17 protein-coding genes and 1 pseudogene are annotated in these 18063 nt (G+C 68.0%); 8 read left to right on the top strand and 10 right to left on the bottom strand.

Annotated elements, in window-relative coordinates:
• Positions 1-12 precede the first annotated feature (12 nt).
• The 5 genes and pseudogenes from X946_RS11265 to X946_RS11245 all read left to right on the top strand — a co-directional run.
• Positions 13-1209, top strand: coding sequence for an acyl-CoA dehydrogenase family protein (locus tag X946_RS11265; protein ID WP_038747232.1), 1197 nt, complete (start codon positions 13-15; stop codon positions 1207-1209).
• Positions 1210-1220: 11 nt separating this feature from the next.
• Positions 1221-2354: an acyl-CoA dehydrogenase family protein gene (locus X946_RS11260; RefSeq protein ID WP_038747229.1), complete on the top strand. Its 1134-nt coding sequence runs from the start codon at positions 1221-1223 to the stop codon at positions 2352-2354.
• A gap of 43 nt (positions 2355-2397) precedes the next feature.
• Positions 2398-2856, top strand: coding sequence for a MaoC family dehydratase (locus X946_RS11255; RefSeq protein WP_038747227.1), 459 nt, complete (start codon positions 2398-2400; stop codon positions 2854-2856).
• A complete protein-coding gene (locus X946_RS11250) occupies positions 2853-3335 on the top strand; it encodes a MaoC family dehydratase (protein ID WP_038747224.1) in 483 nt (160 codons plus the stop codon). The genes X946_RS11255 and X946_RS11250 overlap by 4 nt, the downstream gene beginning before the upstream one ends.
• Before the next feature lie 96 nt (positions 3336-3431).
• Positions 3432-4643, top strand: a pseudogene (locus X946_RS11245) (right-handed parallel beta-helix repeat-containing protein); the annotation flags it as partial.
• Positions 4644-4851: 208 nt separating this feature from the next.
• On the opposite strand, the gene X946_RS11240 reads toward X946_RS11245, so the two are convergent.
• From X946_RS11240 to X946_RS11225, 4 genes are read right to left on the bottom strand one after another with little or no spacing between them, the layout of a single operon-like run.
• Positions 4852-6078 (bottom strand): acyl-CoA dehydrogenase family protein, encoded by a 1227-nt coding sequence (locus X946_RS11240; RefSeq protein ID WP_038747221.1) that lies wholly within the window; start codon positions 6076-6078, stop codon positions 4852-4854.
• A 45-nt stretch (positions 6079-6123) separates the two neighbouring features.
• Entirely contained in the window at positions 6124-7230 is a 1107-nt protein-coding gene (locus X946_RS11235) for a phosphotransferase (protein ID WP_038747218.1), read from the bottom strand.
• 27 nt (positions 7231-7257) lie between these two features.
• Positions 7258-7971: a histidine phosphatase family protein gene (locus X946_RS11230; RefSeq protein ID WP_038747216.1), complete on the bottom strand. Its 714-nt coding sequence runs from the start codon at positions 7969-7971 to the stop codon at positions 7258-7260.
• Positions 7972-7980: 9 nt separating this feature from the next.
• Positions 7981-8772, bottom strand: coding sequence for an oxepin-CoA hydrolase, alternative type (locus tag X946_RS11225; protein WP_038747368.1), 792 nt, complete (start codon positions 8770-8772; stop codon positions 7981-7983).
• 234 nt (positions 8773-9006) lie between these two features.
• Between X946_RS11225 and X946_RS11220 the strand changes: the two genes are divergently transcribed.
• Positions 9007-9663, top strand: a complete 657-nt coding sequence (locus tag X946_RS11220; protein ID WP_038747364.1) for a glutathione S-transferase — start codon at positions 9007-9009, stop codon at positions 9661-9663.
• A 189-nt stretch (positions 9664-9852) separates the two neighbouring features.
• On the opposite strand, the gene X946_RS11215 is transcribed toward X946_RS11220, so the two are convergent.
• Positions 9853-11025, bottom strand: coding sequence for a pyridoxal phosphate-dependent aminotransferase (locus tag X946_RS11215; protein WP_038747213.1), 1173 nt, complete (start codon positions 11023-11025; stop codon positions 9853-9855).
• Positions 11026-11062: 37 nt separating this feature from the next.
• Positions 11063-11704 (bottom strand): PIN domain-containing protein, encoded by a 642-nt coding sequence (locus X946_RS11210; RefSeq protein ID WP_059574602.1) that lies wholly within the window; start codon positions 11702-11704, stop codon positions 11063-11065.
• A 93-nt stretch (positions 11705-11797) separates the two neighbouring features.
• On the opposite strand from X946_RS11210, the gene yaaA reads away from it, so the two are divergent.
• Positions 11798-12580: a peroxide stress protein YaaA gene (gene yaaA, locus X946_RS11205; RefSeq protein ID WP_038747208.1), complete on the top strand. Its 783-nt coding sequence runs from the start codon at positions 11798-11800 to the stop codon at positions 12578-12580.
• Positions 12581-12655: 75 nt separating this feature from the next.
• Complete coding sequence (locus tag X946_RS11200) at positions 12656-13810, top strand: M14 family metallopeptidase (protein ID WP_038747205.1); 1155 nt, start codon at positions 12656-12658, stop codon at positions 13808-13810.
• 202 nt (positions 13811-14012) lie between these two features.
• Here the strand turns inward: X946_RS11200 and X946_RS11195 are convergent, their stop codons facing one another.
• The 4 genes from X946_RS11195 to X946_RS11180 form a co-directional block, all read right to left on the bottom strand.
• Entirely contained in the window at positions 14013-14636 is a 624-nt protein-coding gene (locus X946_RS11195; RefSeq protein ID WP_038747201.1) for a BspC domain-containing protein, read from the bottom strand.
• Positions 14637-14797: 161 nt separating this feature from the next.
• Positions 14798-15472, bottom strand: coding sequence for an energy-coupling factor ABC transporter permease (locus X946_RS11190; protein ID WP_038747199.1), 675 nt, complete (start codon positions 15470-15472; stop codon positions 14798-14800).
• Positions 15473-15538: 66 nt separating this feature from the next.
• Positions 15539-16378 carry a helix-turn-helix transcriptional regulator gene (locus X946_RS11185; RefSeq protein WP_038747197.1) on the bottom strand — a complete coding sequence of 280 codons (840 nt, stop codon included), beginning with the start codon at positions 16376-16378 and terminating at the stop codon, positions 15539-15541.
• A 194-nt stretch (positions 16379-16572) separates the two neighbouring features.
• Complete coding sequence (locus tag X946_RS11180; RefSeq protein WP_038747194.1) at positions 16573-17790, bottom strand: DUF2863 family protein; 1218 nt, start codon at positions 17788-17790, stop codon at positions 16573-16575.
• Between the last annotated feature and the right edge of the window lie 273 nt (positions 17791-18063).

Here is an 18063-nt window from a genome sequence, read left to right as displayed (position 1 = left end):
GAGACACTGCGCATGGATCTCGATTATTCCCCCGCCGACGACGCGTTCCGCGCCGAAGTCCGCGCCTGGCTCGAGGCGAATCTGCCTCGCGCGCTGCGCGACAAGGTTCTCAACCACAAGCGTCTGAATCGCGACGATTTCGCGAGCTGGCACCGGCTGCTCGGCGCGCGAGGCTGGTCCGCTTCCGCGTGGCCCGCCGAGTACGGCGGTCCCGGCTGGAACGCGACGCAGCGCCACATCTGGGATGAGGAGTGCGCGCGAATCGGCGCGCCGCCCGTGCTGCCGTTCGGCGTGTCGATGGTCGCGCCGGTACTGATGAAGTACGGCAGCGAAGCGCAAAAGCGCCACTATCTGCCGCGAATTCTCGACGGCACCGACTGGTGGTGCCAGGGCTACTCGGAGCCCGGCTCGGGCTCGGATCTCGCGTCGCTGCGCACGCGCGCCGAACGCCGCGGCGATCATTACGTCGTCAACGGCCAGAAGACCTGGACGACGCTCGGCCAGTACGCCGACATGATGTTTTGCCTCGTGCGCACCGATCCCGAAGCGAAGAAGCAGGAAGGGATCTCGTTCCTGCTGATCGACATGAAATCGCCCGGCATCACCGTGCGCCCGATCATCACGCTAGACGAGGATCACGAAGTCAACGAAGTGTTCTTCGAGGACGTGAAGGTGCCCGTCGAGAATCTCGTCGGCGAGGAAAATCGCGGCTGGACCTATGCGAAGTATCTGCTCGGGCACGAGCGCAGCGGGATCGCGCGCGTCGGCGCGTCGAAGCGCGAGCTCGATTTCCTCAAGCGCATCGCGTCGCGCGAGCGCAAGAACGGCAAGCCGCTCATCGCCGATCCCGTGTTCGCCGCGAAGATCGCCGCGCTCGAGATCGAGCTGATGGCGCTGGAAGTGACGGTGCTGCGCGTCGTCAGCAGCGAGGCGAGCGGGCGCGGGCCGGGGCCCGAGGCGTCGATGCTGAAGATCAAGGGCACCGAGATCCAGCAGGCGCTGACCGAGCTGATGGTCGACGCGATCGGGCCGCTCGCCGCGCCGTTCGACGCGCCGTTCCTCGAAGGCGAGCGCGAGCACAGCGTCGCGGGCGACGACGACGCGGCGCCGCTCGCCGCGTATTACTTCAACTACCGCAAGACGTCGATCTACGGCGGTTCGAACGAAATCCAGAAGAACATCATCGCGCAGATGATTCTCGGACTGTGAGGAGCGCCGCCATGAACTTCACCTTCAGCGAAGAACAACAGCAATTCGCGGACGCGCTGCGCCGGTATCTCGACGAGCGCTACGGCTTCGACGCGCGGCGCGCGATCGTCCATTCGGACGCGGGCGTATCCGCCGACCAGTGGCGCGCGTTCGCCGAGCTCGGCCTTACCGCGCTGCCCGTGCCCGAAGCGCACGGCGGCTTCGGCGGCGGCGCCGTCGACATGCTCGTCGCGACGCAGGAGCTCGGGCGCGCGCTCGTCGTCGAGCCCTATTGGGCGACGGCGGTCGGGATCGAGGCGGTGCGCGTCGCGGGCTCGGGCGGCGGCGAGGACGCCGCGCTCCTCGAGCGTGTCGCGCAGGGCGACGCGAAGCTCGCGGTCGCGTTCCACGAGCCGCACGCGCGCCACGATCTGTTCGCGATCGAGACGACCGCGCGGCCCGACGGCGAAGCATTCGTGCTGAGCGGCGTCAAGTCGGTCGTCCGGCACGGCGCGCAGGCGGACGTGCTGATCGCGCCCGCGCGGCTGCCGAACGGCGCGATCGGTCTGTTCGCCATCGCACGCGGCGCGGCGGGCGCGGACGTCGTCGACTACCGGACGATCGACGGCCAGCGCGCGGCGACGATCCGCCTGTCGAACACGCCCGCGCGCGCGCTCGCGGGCGGCGAGCGCGACGCGGCCGCACTCGAGCGGATCGCGGATTACGGGATCGTGCTGTTGTGCGGCGAAGCGATCGGCGCGCTCGACGCGCTCAACCGCGCGACGCTCGACTATACGAAGACGCGCCAGCAGTTCGGCGTGCCGATCGCGCGCTTCCAGGCGCTGCAGCACCGGATGGTCGACATGCTGATCCACGCCGAGCAGGCGCGCTCGCTCACGTATCTCGCGGCGGTGCGCTACGCGAGCGACGATGCGAACGCGCGCCGCAAGGCGGTGTCGGCGGCGAAGGTCCGCGTCGGCCAGGCCGCGCGCTTCGTCGGCCAGCAGGCGGTGCAACTGCACGGCGGGATGGGCGTCACCGATGAAGTCGCGGCCGCGCATCTGTTCAAGCGCCTGTCGATCATCGAAACGACGCTCGGCGACGTCGATCATCACCTCGCACGCTTTGCGTCGCTGCCGGATTTCGCGGCGCTGCAGGATGCCTGAGCGGGCGGCGCCCCCCGCCCGTTTCATTTCACGGAGAAGCTCGATGGGTATCAGTTACGAAGACCTGGAAGTCGGCGGCAGCACTGAAGTCGGCAAGCATCGATTCACGGACGACGAGATCGTCACGTTCGCTCAGGCGTACGATCCGCAACCTTTTCACGTCGACTCGGAAGCGGCGAAGGCGTCGATGTTCGGCGGGCTCGTCGCGAGCGGCTGGCACACGTGCTCGGTGTTCATGGGCATGCTCGTGCGCAACGTGCTGCAGGGCTCGACGAGCATGGGCTCGCCCGGCATCGAGGAGATCCGCTGGATCAAGCCGGTGCGCGCGGGCGACACGATCACGATGTACAGCAAGGTCCTCGACAAGCGGCTGTCCGCGAGCCGGCCGGATCGCGGGATCGTGACGACCGAATGGGAGGGCGTCAACGAAGCGGGCGAGACCGTCATCACCGTGCGCTCGAAGGTGATCTTCGGGTTGCGTTCGCCGCAGGGGGGCGCATGACGGCGGGCGCGAGCGATCCGCCGCTCGTCGCGTCGGCCGATGCGCTGCGCGCGCGGGTCGGCGCGGCGCCGCTCGCGAGCGGCTGGATCGACGTCGGCCAGGCGCGCGTCGACCGGTTCGCCGCCGCGACGGACGATCATCAGTGGATCCACGTCGATCCCGAGCGCGCCGCGCGCGAGTCGCCGTTCGGCGGCCCGATCGCGCACGGCTTCCTTACGCTGTCGCTGATTCCGGCGCTGATGACGGACACGCTGCGCTTCGAGCAGCGGATGGGCGTGAACTACGGCCTGAATCGCGTGCGCTTCCTGAAGCCGGTGCCGGTCGGCTCGCGCGTGCGTGCGCTCTTCGCGCTGAAGGAGACGGGGCCGGCGAAGCAGGGCGGCGTGCAGGCGGTCTGGGCGGTGTCGGTGGAGGTCGAGCTGGGCGGCGAGCCGGTGCCGGCCTGCGCGGCCGAGTTCATCACGCTGCATTATTTCTGAGCGGGGTTCGCGCGGCGCAGGCGAGTGTGGTTTGACGCACGGACATGCGACCTTTCGAAAACATATCGTGCCCTTACAACGATCAGGAAGGGGACGATGATGAACCGATCACAGCGAGTTCTCGCCGTATTCGCCGCCGCGTGGGCGCTCGCCGCCGGCGGCACGGCGCGGGCATGGGCCGCGCCCGCCGACGTCACCGTCTATCCGGCGGGCAATGGCGGCGACCAGGCCGACGCGCTGCAACGGGCGCTCGATGCGTTGCAGACCGGCCAGCGCCTCGTGCTCGCGCCGGGGCAGTACGCCGTCGGGCGTTCGCTGATCGTGAGGAACACGCAGGTCGTGGTGTCCGGCTACGGCGCGACGCTCGTCGCGACGAACGACGCCGACCAGACCATCGAGATGCGCGGCCAGAATTCGACGCTCGTCGGCGTCACGCTGGTCGGCACGGGCGCGACGCGGCTGTCGACGCCGGAATCGGCGAAGGTGGACGTGACGGGCGCGGGCGTTCAGGTGCTCGACGTCACGGTGCGCGGCGGCGCGAGCGCGGGCATCTTCGTGTTCGGCGGCGCGGACGTCGCCATTGTCGGCAACACCGTCCAGGACACGCTGGCCGACGGCATCCACGCCACGTACGGTTCGCGCAACGTGCTGGTGCGCGACAACACGGTGCGCAACACCGGCGACGACATGGTCGCGGTCGTCAGCTACCAGGCGGACGGCAAGCTCAGCAGCAACGTGCTGATCCAGAACAACAAGCTGCTCGGCAACCACTGGGGGCGCGGCGCGACCGTGGTCGGCGGAGCGGACGTGACGATCACCGGCAACACGGTGCAGAACGTGCAGAAGGCCGCCGGAATCCTCGTGGGGCAGGAGGACGGCTGGAACACCTACGATGCGCGCAACGTCATCGTGTCGAACAACACGGTGTCGGAGATCGAATTGCCCGATCCGAACAACACGCGCTCGCCGGCCTACATGGCCGCGATCGACGTCAACACCTGGTCGGGCAAGGCGACGGGCGTGTCCGTGACCGACAACCGGATTTCCCGAGTCCAGTACGCCGGCATACGAGCGCTCGGCAACGTCTGCCAGTTGCGCGTGTCGCGCAATGCGCTCGCGTCGATCGGCGACACGCCGATCGCGTTGCAGCAGGCGCCGGGCTGCGCGGCGGGCCAGATCGTGTGCGTGGCGAATACGCTCGACGGCGCCGCACTCGCGTCGCCGGCAGGGTGCTCGGCGACGGACGGCTTGACGATCACCGGAGCGAACGTCGCGCGCCTGCCGCAGGTGCGCGAGTACTTGCGGCAGGCGCTTAGCGGCTTTGGTCCGCGCGTGGTTTGCCGCCCATTCGCGGTGGCGCATCGCGGTTCTTTCCGCGACGGACGTGTGGGGCCGCGCGTTGCGTCGGCGCGGGAGCCGGAGTGGACGCGGCGCGTCGCGGCGGCGTCGAGGGACGGTGGCGGGGCGGCCGCGCGCATGGCCCGCCGGGTGTTCGCTTCGCGGCGCGAAGCGCGCCTCAGGCGGGCGGCGGCGCGTGACGTGCGAGCTCGAGCTTCGCGATCGCGTTGCGATGGACCTCGTCCGGCCCGTCCGCGAAACGCAGCGTGCGGGCCGACGCGTACGCATACGCAAGCGGGAAGTCGTCGCTGACGCCGCCGCCGCCGTGCGCCTGGATCGCCCAGTCGATCACCTGGCACGCCATGTTCGGCGCAACCACCTTGATCATCGCGATCTCGCCGCGCGCGCCCTTGTTGCCGACGGTGTCCATCATGTACGCGGTCTTCAGCGTGAGGAGCCGCGCCTGTTCGATCATGCAGCGCGCTTCGGCGATCCGCTCCTGCGTGACCGTCTGCGCGGCGACCGGCTTGCCGAACGCGATCCGCTCCGACGCACGCCGGCACATCAGCTCGAGCGCGCGCTCCGCGAGCCCGATGAGCCGCATGCAGTGATGGATGCGGCCCGGCCCGAGCCGGCCCTGCGCGATCTCGAAGCCGCGTCCTTCGCCGAGCAGCAGGTTCGACGCCGGCACGCGCACGTTCTCGAGCGTGATCTCCATGTGGCCGTGCGGCGCGTCGTCGTAGCCGAACACGTTGAGCGGCCGATGCACGGTGACGCCGGGCGCCTCCGACGGCACGAGGATCATCGATTGCTGCGCGTGGCGGGGCGCGTCGGGGTCCGTCTTGCCCATCACGATATAGAGCTTGCAGCGCGGATCGCCCGCGCCCGACGACCACCACTTGTGACCGTTGATCACGTAGTCGCCGCCGTCGCGCTCGATGCGGGTCCGGATGTTCGTCGCATCCGACGACGCGACTTCGGGCTCCGTCATCAGGAACGCCGAGCGGATCGCGCCGTCGAGGAGCGGCTCGAGCCACGCCGCCTTGTGCGCGTCGGTGCCGTAACGCTCGAGCGTCTCCATGTTGCCGGTGTCGGGCGCGTTGCAGTTGAAGACTTCGGGCGCCCACGGCACACGGCCCATGATTTCGCAAAGCGGCGCGTACTCGAGATTCGTGAGACCCGCGCCGCGCGTCGAAGCGGGGAGGAACAGGTTCCACAAGCCCGCCGCGCGCGCCTTCGGCTTCAGCGTCTCGATCAGCTCCACCGGCTGCCATGCGTTGCCGGCGCGCCGGTTGCGCGCGATCTCTTCGTGGAACGCGCGCTCGTTCGGAAAGATGTGCTCGTCGAAGAACGCGTTGAGCCGCGCGCGCAGCGCGTCGACTTTCGGGGAGTAATCGAAATGCATGGCTGCCTCGCTGGTCGGTCGGTTCGGTGAGGGAAGGGCGCGCCGCTAACGCGTGCGCTGCGCGTAGCGCCACGCAAGCTCGGCCATCGGCCGCGCGCGCCGGCCGGCGTCGAGCGCCTGCGCGCTCGATGCGGTGCCGTCGACGACGCGCTTCATGATGCCTTGCAGGATCGCCGCGATCCGGAACATGTTGTATGCGAGATAGAAGTTCCAGTTCTCGGGAATCGTGAGGCCCGTGCGCTCGCAGTAACGCGCGACGTAATGCGTTTCGTCGGGAATTCCGAGCGCCGGCAGATCGAGCCCCGCGATGCCGCGAAAGCTCTCCGGCGCGACGTGCCACGCCATGCAGTGATACGCGAAGTCGGCGAGCGGATCGCCGAGCGTCGACAGTTCCCAGTCGAGCACGGCGAGCACGCGCGGCGCGTGCGGATCGAAGATCAGGTTGTCGAGCCGATAGTCGCCGTGCACGATCGACACGCGCGCGTCGGTTTCGGCTTCCGGGCGCAGATGCCGCGGCAGCCAGTCGATCAGCCGGTGCATCGCGTCGATCGGCTCGGTCTCCGACGCGAGGTACTGCTTGCTCCAGCGCGCGATCTGGCGCGCGAGATAGTTGCCGGCCTTGCCGTAGTCGGCGAGCCCGACCGTGTGCGGATCGATCGAATGCAGCGCGGCGATCACGCGGTTCATTTCGTCGTAATGGCGGCCGCGCTCGGCGGGCGTCATGCCGGGCAGCGACGGGTCCCACAGCACGCGGCCGTCGACGAACGCCATCACGTAGAACGCGCGGCCGATCACGCTTTCGTCGTCGCAAAGCGCGAGCATCCGCGCGACGGGCACGTCCGTGCCCGCGAGCGCGGCCATTACCCGATACTCGCGCTCGATCGCGTGCGCGGACGGCAGCAGCTTCGCCGCGGGCGCGGGTTTCGCGCGCAGCACGTAGCTGCGCGCGGGCGTGACGAGCTTGAACGTCGGATTCGACTGGCCGCCCTTGAACTGCTCGACGGAAAGCGGGCCGGCGAAGCCGTCGACGTGCTTCGCGAGCCACGCGGCGAGCGCGTCGGCGTCGAAGCGCTGCGCGTCGCCGACAGGGCGCGTGCCTTCGAATGCGGCGTAATCGGTCGGCTTGGACTGCGGATCGTGCTCGGCTGCCATCGTCTCCTCCGGGGCCGTTCGACGCGCCTACTCGCGCGTGCTCTGCAAGAACTGGTGGTACAGCACTTCCATCGTCGTGTTGCGCATGTCGCGGTGCAGCGCCTCGGGCGGCGAATAGTTGACGAGCCGCACGACCCAGTCGTCGTCGCGCTCGCCGACGTCGAGCGCGTTGATGCAGCCCGCCGACTGTGACAGCGTGCCGATGAAGAGCCGATGCCCGGGCACCGTCGCATGCGAGAGCAGCGCGCAATTCACGCCGCCGTGCAGCACGAGCAGCACCGTGTCCCACGACGGATTCGCGCGCAGTGCGGCGAGCGGCGGCAGCACGCGGTCGATCAGCTCGCCGATCGTCTCGCCGCCGAGAAAGCGCGTGTGCTCGGCGACGATGCCGTCGAGCACGCGCAGGAACGCGGCTTCCTGTTCCTCGGGCGGGATGTCGGCGAGAAAGCCGCCGCGGATCTCTCGCCACGCGGGCTCGATATCGATGTCGAGCTGCTGGCCGGCCTCGGCAAGCACGCGCTGCGCGGTCTCGATCGTGCGCGGCAGGCCGCTCGTGATCACGCGGTCGAAACGCACGTTCTGCTCGGCGAACACGCGCCCGGCGGCGCGCGCCTGCATGCGGCCGCGCTCGTTGAGCGGCACGGCGTCCTGGTCGAACGGGCGGCCGCTCGCATCGAAATAGGTGACGTCGCCGTGGCGCATCAGATAGATGCGGCGGCGCTTCGGCAATTGATAGGGCATGGGTGGACGTTAGCGTTTGTAGATAGGAGCGCGCTTGTCGAGGAACGCGGTGATGCCTTCGAGCGCGTCCGCATGGTGCAGCGACGCGACGAAGTGATCGCGCTCGGCGGCGAGATGCGCGGCGAGCGGCTGCGTCTGCGCGTCGGCGATCAGCGATTTGATCCGCGCGAGCGCGTTCGGCGACATCCTGCCGAGCTCGTCGGCCCACGCGATCGCCTCGTCGCGCGCGGCGCCCGGCTTCGTCAGGCGGTTCACGACGCCGAGCGCATGCAGCCGCGTTGCGGCGGCCGGCTTGCCCTCGAACAGGATCTCGGCCGCGAGCGCGCGGGGCAGCGCGCGCGCGAGGAACCACGAGCCCCCGCCGTCGGGCGTGAGCGCGACGCGTGCGTACGACATCACGAACTTCGCGTCGTCGGCGGCGACGAGGAGATCGCACGCGAGCGCGAGCGAGAAGCCCGCGCCGGCCGCCGCGCCCTCCACGGCGGCGATCACGGGCTTCGTCACCGTGTTGATCGCGGTGACCCATTCGCCGAGCAGATCGATGCTCGCCGCCTGCACGGCGGGCTCCTTCGCGCGATTGTCGAGCAGCCGGTTCAGGTTGCCGCCCGCGCAGAAAAAGCGGTCCGCGCCGGTCAGCACGACCGCGCGGATCGACGGATCGCGCTCGGCGGTATTGAGCGCCTCGAGGCCGGCCGCGTACATGTCGGGGTGAAGCGCGTTGCGCGCGCCGGGGTTGGACAGCGTGAGGACGAGCGTCGATTCGCTTTCCGGCGGGCGCGACGCGAGCAGTTCTGCGCTCATGCGGTGAGTCTCCTTGAATGCGACAGGCGTCGGGCGCGATGCGCCGCGCTCGCGCGCCGCGCGGGCGGACATCGTCCCGGCCGGCTTGGCCGGCATGTTTTGAAGCGGCGCTCGAAACGCGCGGCGCGTTTCGAAGTTGCTTTAGACTAGCATGAACGTGCTTTTCGGCGTCACGCCGACCGACGCGCGGGATACATCGCGCGCGGCCCTTTTCCCATGAAGAAGGAGACTTCGATGCTGCGGCTCTGTGGCTTACCGTTGTCCAACTATTACAACAAGGTCAAGTTCGTACTGCTCGAGCACGACATTTCGTTCGACGAAACGCTCGTCAAGCTGCCGATCGATGATCCCGCGCTGTTCGTCGACACGCCGCTCGGCAAGGTGCCGTATCTGCTCACCGAGCACGGCGCGATCAGCGAATCGCAGGCGATCGTCGAATACCTCGCCGCGATCCATCCCGACAAGCGCATCTTTCCGGCCGATCCGTTCGCGGCGGCGAAGGCGCGCGAGATCACGGCCGTGCTCGAGCTGTATCTCGAATGGAACGTGCGCGAGCTGTTTCCGCAGGCGTTCTTCGGCGGCCAGGTGAGCGACGGCACGAAGGCGCACGTCGAGAAGCGCATGCCGCGCGCGCTGGACGGTTTCAAGCGGCTCGCGAAATTCTCGCCTTACGTGCTCGGCGACGCGTTCTGCATCGCCGATATCGCCGCGTTCATCCATTTGCCGGTCGTCGCGCTCGCGACGAAGGCTGTCTACGGCCGCGATTTCGTCGCCGACGCGGGGATCGACTGGAAGTCGTACGTGAAGCGCATCGAGGAGGAGCGGCCGGCCGCGAAGCGCGTGAGCGAAGAGCGCAAGGCGTTCATCGCGGGGCTCGCGAAGGATAGCTGACGCGACGATGGGCGTGATGCTGGCGTGATGCGGGCACGACGCGCGAAGGCGGTTCGCCGTCGCGCGCGTCGCGTGTCCTTGCCGCGTCGCGCGCGGCGGCGCGAGCCGTTGGGCCGCTCGAGCGCGCGCGGAGCACGGACGATTGCGGCGACGCGCGCGAAAGTCGCGCACGCGCCGGATCGTCGTGACTTACAAGCGTGCGAGCCGTTCGAGCGCGGTCGCGAGCGTTGCCTCGCGCTTCGCGAAGCAAAAGCGCACGACGCCCGATTCGTGCGGCTCGTGATAGAACGCCGACACCGGAATCGCGGCGACGCCGATCTCGGCTGTCAGCCATTTCGCGAATTCCGCCTCGGGCAAATCGCTGATCGCCGAATAATCGACGCACTGGAAATACGTGCCCGCGCACGGCAGCAACTTGAAGCGCGTGTTCGCGAGCCCGGCCCGGAAGAAGTCGCGCTTTTTCTGATAGAACGCGGGCAGCGTCAGGTACGGCTCGGGGTCGCGCAGGTATTCGGCGATGCCGAACTGCATCGGCGTGTTCACCGTGAACACGTTGAACTGGTGCACCTTGCGGAACTCGGCCATCAGCGGCGCGGGCGCGGCGACGTAGCCGATCTTCCAGCCCGTCACGTGGAACGTCTTGCCGAAGCTCGACACGACGATGCTGCGCGCCGCGAGCTCCGGATGGCGGGCGACGCTTTCGTGTCGCGCGCCGTCGTAGACCATGTGCTCGTAGACCTCGTCGGACACGATCAGCAGATTGGTGCCGCGCACGATGTCCTCGAGCGCGCGCATGTCCGCTTCGCGCCACACGGTGCCCGTCGGATTGTGCGGCGTGTTGATCAGGATCGCGCGCGTCTTCGGCGTGATCGCCGCGGCGAGCTTGTCGAACGGAATCGCATAGTCGGGCGCGTCGAGCGTGACGAACACGGCCGTTGCGCCCGCGAGCGCGATCGACGGCAGATAGCTGTCGTAGGTCGGCTCGACCACGATCACTTCGTCGCCCGGATGCACGGCGCAAAGGATCGCGGTCAGGAGCGCCTGCGTCGCGCCCGCCGTCACGGTGATTTCGGTCGCGGCGTCGTAGCGGCGGCCGTAGAGCCGCTCGATCTTGTCCGCGATCGCCTCGCGCAGCGGCGCGACGCCCGCCATCGGCGGATACTGGTTGTGGCCGTCGCGCATCGCGCGCGCGACCGCGTCGACGATGCGAGGATCGCAATCGAAATCGGGGAAGCCCTGGCCGAGGTTGACCGCGCCTTTTTCGGCGGCGAGCGCGCTCATGACCGTGAAGATCGTCGTGCCGACGTCGGGCAGGCGGGAGAGGAGAGTGGGCGTCGTAGGCATGTCGTGCGGTGCGTTCATCGTGGCTTGCGCGAAAAGTGTCGGGGCGGCGCGTCGCTCATGCCGGCTCGGATGCGTCGGCTGCGAGCGCGCTGGCCGCGAACGGCGCGGGCTGCGCGATCCGGAATCCGAAATCGCGCTCGGTGCGGCGTGCGAGCTTCAGAAGCGCGCGGTCCTTCGATATGAGCCAGTCGGCGCGCGCCGCGTAGGCGAGTTCGAGGAATTTCTGGTCGTCGCGATCCTTGCACTTCGGCAGCGGGCGTGGCGGCGCGTCTTCGGCGGGCGATGCCGCCGCCGCGTCGCCTGACGGCGGCGCGCTCGCGCGGCGCGTTTGCGCGTCCGGCGCGTGCCGGCCGTCCGGTCCGCCCGGCGCATTCCGGGCATCGGGCGCGTGCGCGGGCGATGCGGCCGCCGACGCGCCGTCGGCGTTCGTCGCGGCTGACCCGCGCGATTCGCGCGATTCGCCGCGATCGGGCCCCGCGACGCGCTCCGACAGGCGCGCGAGCGCCGCGAGCGCGGCCGCCTTGTCGACCGCGCGCGCCTTGAACTGCGGGTAGTCGAGCACGCGTTCGAGCTCGACCAGGCAGCGGACGTCGATGAGCGCCGTGATGGCGCCCGTTTCAAGGGCATCGCGGATCGGGCGGGCGGCGGGGTCGTCGAACACGAGGATGTCGATCCAGACATTCGAATCGAGCACCACGCGACGACCGGCGCGGGAAGCGTCGGGGCTGGGCATTCGTTACAATCGGTGGTTTTCGTCTGATTGCGCGGCACGGCGTGCCGGCGAGCCCCTATGATAATCGTTCTCTCCCCGGCGAAATCGCTCGACTACGAAACCCCGCCTCACGTTCGCACCCACACGCTGCCCCAGTTCGCCGACGACGCGGCCGAGCTGATCGGCGAGCTGCGCCGCCTGTCGCCGCAGCAGATCGGGACGCTGATGAGCATTTCCGATCCGCTCGCGCGCCTGAATTTCCAGCGCTACGCGCAGTGGTCGCGCACGTCGACGCCCGCTAACGCGAAGCAGGCGGTGCTCGCGTTCAACGGCGACGTCTACGAAGGCTTCGACGCGCGCTCGCTGTCGGCCGACGATCTCGACTACGCGCAGCGGCACGTGCGTGTGCTGTCGGGGCTCTACGGGCTGTTGCGGCCGCTCGACCTGCTGCAGCCGTACCGGCTCGAAATGGGCACGCGCTTCGCGAACGCACGCGGCAAGGATCTGTACGCGTTCTGGGGCGGGCGGATCACGCAGGCGCTGAACGCCGAGCTGAAGTCGCGCGACGGCGCGTCGCGCGTGCTCGTCAATTGCGCGTCGGCCGAGTACTTCAAGTCGGTGAGGCCGAAGCTGCTCGATGCGCGCGTCGTCACGCCGGTGTTCGAGGACTGGAAGGACGGCCGCTACAAGATCATCAGCTTCCACGCGAAGCGCGCGCGCGGGCTGATGGCGCGCTACATCGTCGAAGGGCGGATCGGCGCGCCCGACGCGCTGAAGGATTTCGCGTCGGAAGGCTATGCGTTCGACGAAGCCGCGTCGAACGACGACACCTACGTGTTTCGCCGGCGCGTCGGCGCTTGAATTCTCGGCGGCCGGGCAAGCTGGCCGCGACGCACATCCGGCGGCCCGGCGCGGCCGCCGCAACCAGGAGATGCCATGACTCTCTCGATCACGAGCAATTTCGACGCGGGCGCGATCGATGTCCTGTCGTGCGAGCGCGCGGATGCGATCCGGCTGCGCGTGCGCGGCGACAATCGCGCCGAGTTCGCGCAGTGGTTCTATTTCCGCCTGACGGGCGCGCGCGGCGAGCGCTGCGTGATGACGTTCGAGAACGCGGATGCGTGCGCGTATCCGGCCGGCTGGCGCAACTATCGCGCGGTCGCGAGCTACGACCGGGTCAACTGGTTCCGCGTGCCGACTTCGTTTGACGGCCAGGTGCTGACGATCGACCATACGCCCGATTTCGACAGCGTCTATTACGCGTACTTCGAGCCGTACAGCGAAGAGCGGCATTCGGAATTTCTCGGCGCGGTTCAGCAGATGCCGCACGCGAACGTCGTCGAGCTGGGCCGCACCGTCGAAGGGCGGCCGATGTCGCTCGTCGTGCTCGGCACGCCCGACGAAGCGGGCGTCGCGAAGAAGAAGGTGTGGATCATCGCGCGCCAGCATCCGGGCGAATCGATGGCGGAATGGTTCGTCGAAGGGCTCGTGAAGCGGCTTGTCGGCTGGGGCGACTGGTCGGGCGATCCGGTCGCGCGCAAGCTCTGCGATCGCGCGACGTTCTACATCGTGTCGAACATGAATCCGGACGGCAGCGTGCGCGGCAACCTGCGCACGAACGCCGCGGGCGCGAACCTGAATCGCGAATGGATGGAGCCCGACGCCGAGCGCAGCCCCGAGGTGCTCGTCGTGCGCGACGCGATTCATGCGATCGGCTGCGATCTCTTCTTCGATATCCACGGCGACGAAGATCTGCCGTACGTGTTCGCGGCCGGCTCGGAGATGCTGCCGGGCTTCACCGAGCAGCAGCGTGTCGAGCAGCGCGCGTTCATCGGCGCGTTCAAGCGCGCGAGCCCCGATTTCCAGGACGAGCACGGCTATCCGCCCGGCAAGTACAAGGAAGATGCGCTCAAGCTCGCGTCGAAGTACATCGGCCATCGGTTCGGCTGCCTGTCGCTCACGCTCGAGATGCCGTTCAAGGACAATGCGAACCTGCCCGACGAGCACGTCGGCTGGAACGGCGCGCGCAGCGCGTCGCTCGGTGCGGCGATGCTGGGCGCGATTCTCGAGCACGTGCAGACGTTCGCCTGAGCGCGCGCTTGCGCGTGTGAGGGGCGCGCGTTCGAGCGGATTCGGGCGCGCATGAAAAAGCCGGAGCGCGACGCCGCACCCCGGCTTTTTTGTCGGGCCGATGGCGGCCGAGCGCGACGCGGCGCCAGACGCCTCTATCGGCCGTGCGGTCGTCCGTGGGGGCGTCCGTGCGGTCGCGCGGCCCGACCTCCGATCGGAGGCTTCACGACTTTCGCGTCGACCGCTTCTTCACGGTTTTCTTCGTCGCGCCGGACTTCTTCGTCGACGCCGACCGTTTGCCGCTCTTGCCCGTGGCTTTCGCCTTGATCTTGCCTTTGCCCGAGTGCGCGCGAAGCTTTTTCTTCGACGACGTCGCGCGCTCGACGCGCGGCTTCGCGGGCGGCACGGGATCGTTCCAGCTGAACGCGAGCATCTGCGTGCCGACGTAGCCGCAGCGGAACTTCAGGTGCTCCGGCTCGCCGCCGCTGCTGCGCACGCCGAGGCCCTCGACGGTCACGATGTTGTCGACCTTCACGCGCTGCTTGCCTTCGTCGAATGAATCGTTCCAGGGCGTGATCGATGCGTTGCCGCTGTCGAACGCGTTCGGCGGAAATTCGACATGGTCGAAGGCGCTTGACGTGCCGGCGATGAAGTTGCCATGCGCGGCGCAGTCCGCGACGAGCGGATCGGCATGCATTTCGTTGACGTACTTGTTGATGAGTTCGGCGCGTTGATCGAGCAAGTCGGCGAACGCGGGCGCGGCAAACGTGAGCGACAGGCCCGCGACACAGGCCGTCAGCTTGCCGAGCGCGCCGAGCAGGCGGTGCGAGGCGGGAAAGCTGTCCATCTAGAAGGTATGAGATAAGCGCGATAGAGACACCAGGCACATGAGATGCCCGATGAAGAGCAGGGTTCCATCTTAGCGTAATTTTCCGGCGCGGCAGTAGAGCGGTTGTCCGCATGGCCGAGCGCGCACGCGTCGGCGCGCCTGCCGTCAGACGGCCAAGCTCATGCGCGCGGCCCGCCGAGCCGATAGCGGCGCACGTCGGAGGTCGTGACCCACGCGGGCCGGTAGACCGCGATCAGCGCGGTCGCCATGCCGGTGAACCACGCTTCGCCGAGCGCGAGCAGCAATGCGTTGAGCGCATAGCCGGATGGCACGACGACGAGCGTGCCTTCGGCTAGCGCGATCTGCACCCCGGCCGCCGCGGCCGCGACGACGCCCACGGCGATCGCCGGCGATACGAAGCCCTGGCCGACGATGAGCGCGGGCAGGTTGTGCGGCAGCCACGCGAGCGCGGCGCGCTGCAGCAGCGTCGACACCGCGACGGGCAGCGCGCCGTATACGAGATAGGTGAGTCCGACGCCTTGCCACGTCGCGTCGAACACGACGGCCGCGACGCCGATCACGGCGGCCATCCCGACGAGCGCGAGGGTCCAGTCGAACAGCGTGACGAGCAGCGTCGCGCCGAGCAGATGCATGACGAGGCCGTCGTCGAGCCACGCATTGGATGCCCATAGCACCGCGATCGTGGTCACGAGCGCGAGCCACACGTGCTGCAGCGTCGCATCCTGCAAACGGCCGAACGGGCGCTTCCACAGCGCGAGGGCGAGCAGGGCCACGGCGGCGATCCAGCCACCGACAGCGACCCAGAACGGAAGCGGCGTGTAGAGGAAACCCATGTTTTTATATTACTCGTTGAATACGAAAGATGGGAATGGATTCACCCTCTACACGGGTTTTACCGGCTATTCGTTCGCTTTGAACGGCGCGGGCGGTTCGGCCGCGACGAGCGGCTCGGCAGACGATTCGTTTTCTGCGACAAGCGGGTACTTGTGCTGCGGTTTCGCCACGCGCAGCGGCACGGGGCCGGCCGCGCCGTGCACGGGCTTCGGCGAGCTGTCGCGCGCGGACAGCAGCACTTCGAGATGCGGCGGTAGCCAGCCGTTGTAGATCGCGACCGCGGCGGCGCGATTTGTCGCACCCAGTTGCTGGAAGATGCTGGCCAGATGAATCTTGACGGTGCCTTCGCTGATGCCTAGCGTGCGCGCGATCATTTTGTTCGTGCTGCCCATGTGGACGAAACGCATGATCTGCGCCTGGCGCGGCGACAGCAGGCTGCACGGCGAGCGCTTCCTGCGCGGGAGCTGGCTCACGATCGCATCGACGCGGCCGTCCCTCGCACGTGAGGCCGGCTCGGTGAGGTTGAGCGCGCTCGGCGGGACGTAGCGCCCGCCGAGCAGCACCATTTCCAGCGCGAGAACGATGAGGTGCGGGCGCGTCGAACGTGGAATGACGCCGAGCACGCCGGCGTCGAAGAGCGCCTGCGCGTGCTCGGGTGACGCGTCGTCGGTGAGCGCGGCGACGGGCGTCGGCGCGCAGGCCTGACAAAGCGCGTGCAGGTCGCCGAGCCGCTTGATGTCCTGCCAGTCGACCGCGATCAAGTCGAAGCCCTGTTGTTTGATGAGCTGCTGTGCCTGCCGCCAGTCCTTGGCGTCGTTGTAGCCGGCATGCCGGTCGATTTGACGCAGCAGGGTTTTCAAGCCGTCACGACGCTCAGCGTCAGAATTAAGCACCAGAAACCTCATGTAATGCCTCCGCTTATCCGATTGATCGAGAAAACGACGAGTGCCATCTCCACAATAATGACAAATACATTACAAAATGTCGGCCTAGCTGAAAGTCATAAGAAAAATTCAGACAAGCAAAAACGCGAAGGCCGCCTCGAGCGGGTGCTCGAGGCGGCCTTCGGCTGACTTTTCGCGCCGGTCGGCGCGGCGCTTTAGTGGAAATGCGGCTGCGCGGGCGTCGCGTCCTCCGGCATCTCCGCGTGGACGATTTCGCCGAGCGGGTCCGCGTACAGCGGGACGCCGCAATCGTCGCAGTATTCGGGTTCGAAACGGCCGGCGTGGCGCCTGATGTCGGTCACGCCCGCTTCCTTCAGCAGCGAAGCGATTTCTTCGAGCGGCCCGTCGGCGGGCGATTCGGCTTCGAGCGTCGCTTCGTCGACCGGCGTCTCGCCGTTCTCGCGGCCATAGAGCGGCCAGACGACGCCATAGATGACATCGTTGCTGCCGCGGCGAGTGAATGCGACGCGATATTCGTCGATCCGGCGCTCGCCGAAGCCGGCGATCACGGCGCGCAGTTCCTGCGGCGCGGCGCCGATCGTGTCGAACAGATAGCGGATCGCGGTGCGCACGGTATGCGGACGGATTCGCTCGTCTGCGTCGCGGCACGCGGAGTAGTACGCGTCGGGCAGCAGGCTCTCGAATTCGCAGCCGGGCAGCGCGGCGGACAGGTTGACGCCGCCTTGCGCGGCCCATTGCTCGAGGCATTGGCCGCGCTCGATGCGCGAACCGTGCTCTTCCTCCTGCCAGCGGAAGAGCGGGGCGCCGGCGGGCGCGGCCACGACGGCGAGCAGGAAGCGCGGATCGGCGAGAATCGGCGACGTTTCGGGCAGGTCGCCGAAGCTCAGCTTGACCGGATGGTTGCCGAGCGCCGCGTGCGCGAGTTGCTGGGCGAGGCGATAAGTCTCGACGTGATGGCGCGGCAACTGGTCGATGCTGTAGAGAAAGGGAGCCATCGCGACGAGCGTGTCTTGCGCGAGCACGTGCGCTTGCAAATGGGTGCGCAACACGTCGGCGATCTCGGTCTTGAGCGAGCCCGACGGAATCATGTAGCGGGTCCACGCGAGCACTGGGACGGCGACGAGGAGCGCTTCGTACGGCTTGCCGTCGTGCTCGACGGACAGCGATTCGCTGTGCGTCTCGGCCATGTCGGCGAGAGCGCCGTAGGCGTCCGGATGATTCTGCTGGAGATGATCGAGCGCGGCATCGAGCGTGGTCTGATTGCCGTTGCGGACGATCTTTGCGAGCAAGGCGTCGAGCTTGGCTTCCCAGAAGCGATCTTCGACGCGGCTGCCGGACGCAAACAGCGCGAGCGACAGACCGACCAGTTTGTCGGCATCGGGAGGGAGGCGTTTAGCGGTTCGCTGGCGCATAGATTGACATGGTTGGATGCGAGGAACCTGTCATTTTAGTCCGTTCCGCGTTTGTTCTGCGGTTTGCCGGCCTTCTGGCAGTCTTCTGTATAGAAAATATGCGAGGGCGCTCGGAGTGTGAATCTATGAGGGACAAAAAATTTATCGAAACCCCCTTGCGGGGTACGGAGCTTATGCCTACAATCACGCCTCTTTCGCGCCAAGCCGAACGAGGCGCGAGAGGGGAAGCGGGAAGTTCCGATGCCGAGGTGGTACGGTCGAAGCGGTAGCCGG

The sequence above is a fragment of the Burkholderia sp. ABCPW 111 genome (assembly GCF_000773065.1).
In the GTDB taxonomy this organism is placed as follows: domain Bacteria; phylum Pseudomonadota; class Gammaproteobacteria; order Burkholderiales; family Burkholderiaceae; genus Burkholderia; species Burkholderia savannae.
Note: the sequence above shows the minus strand (reverse complement) of the source record. Positions and strands in the feature narration are given on the sequence as shown.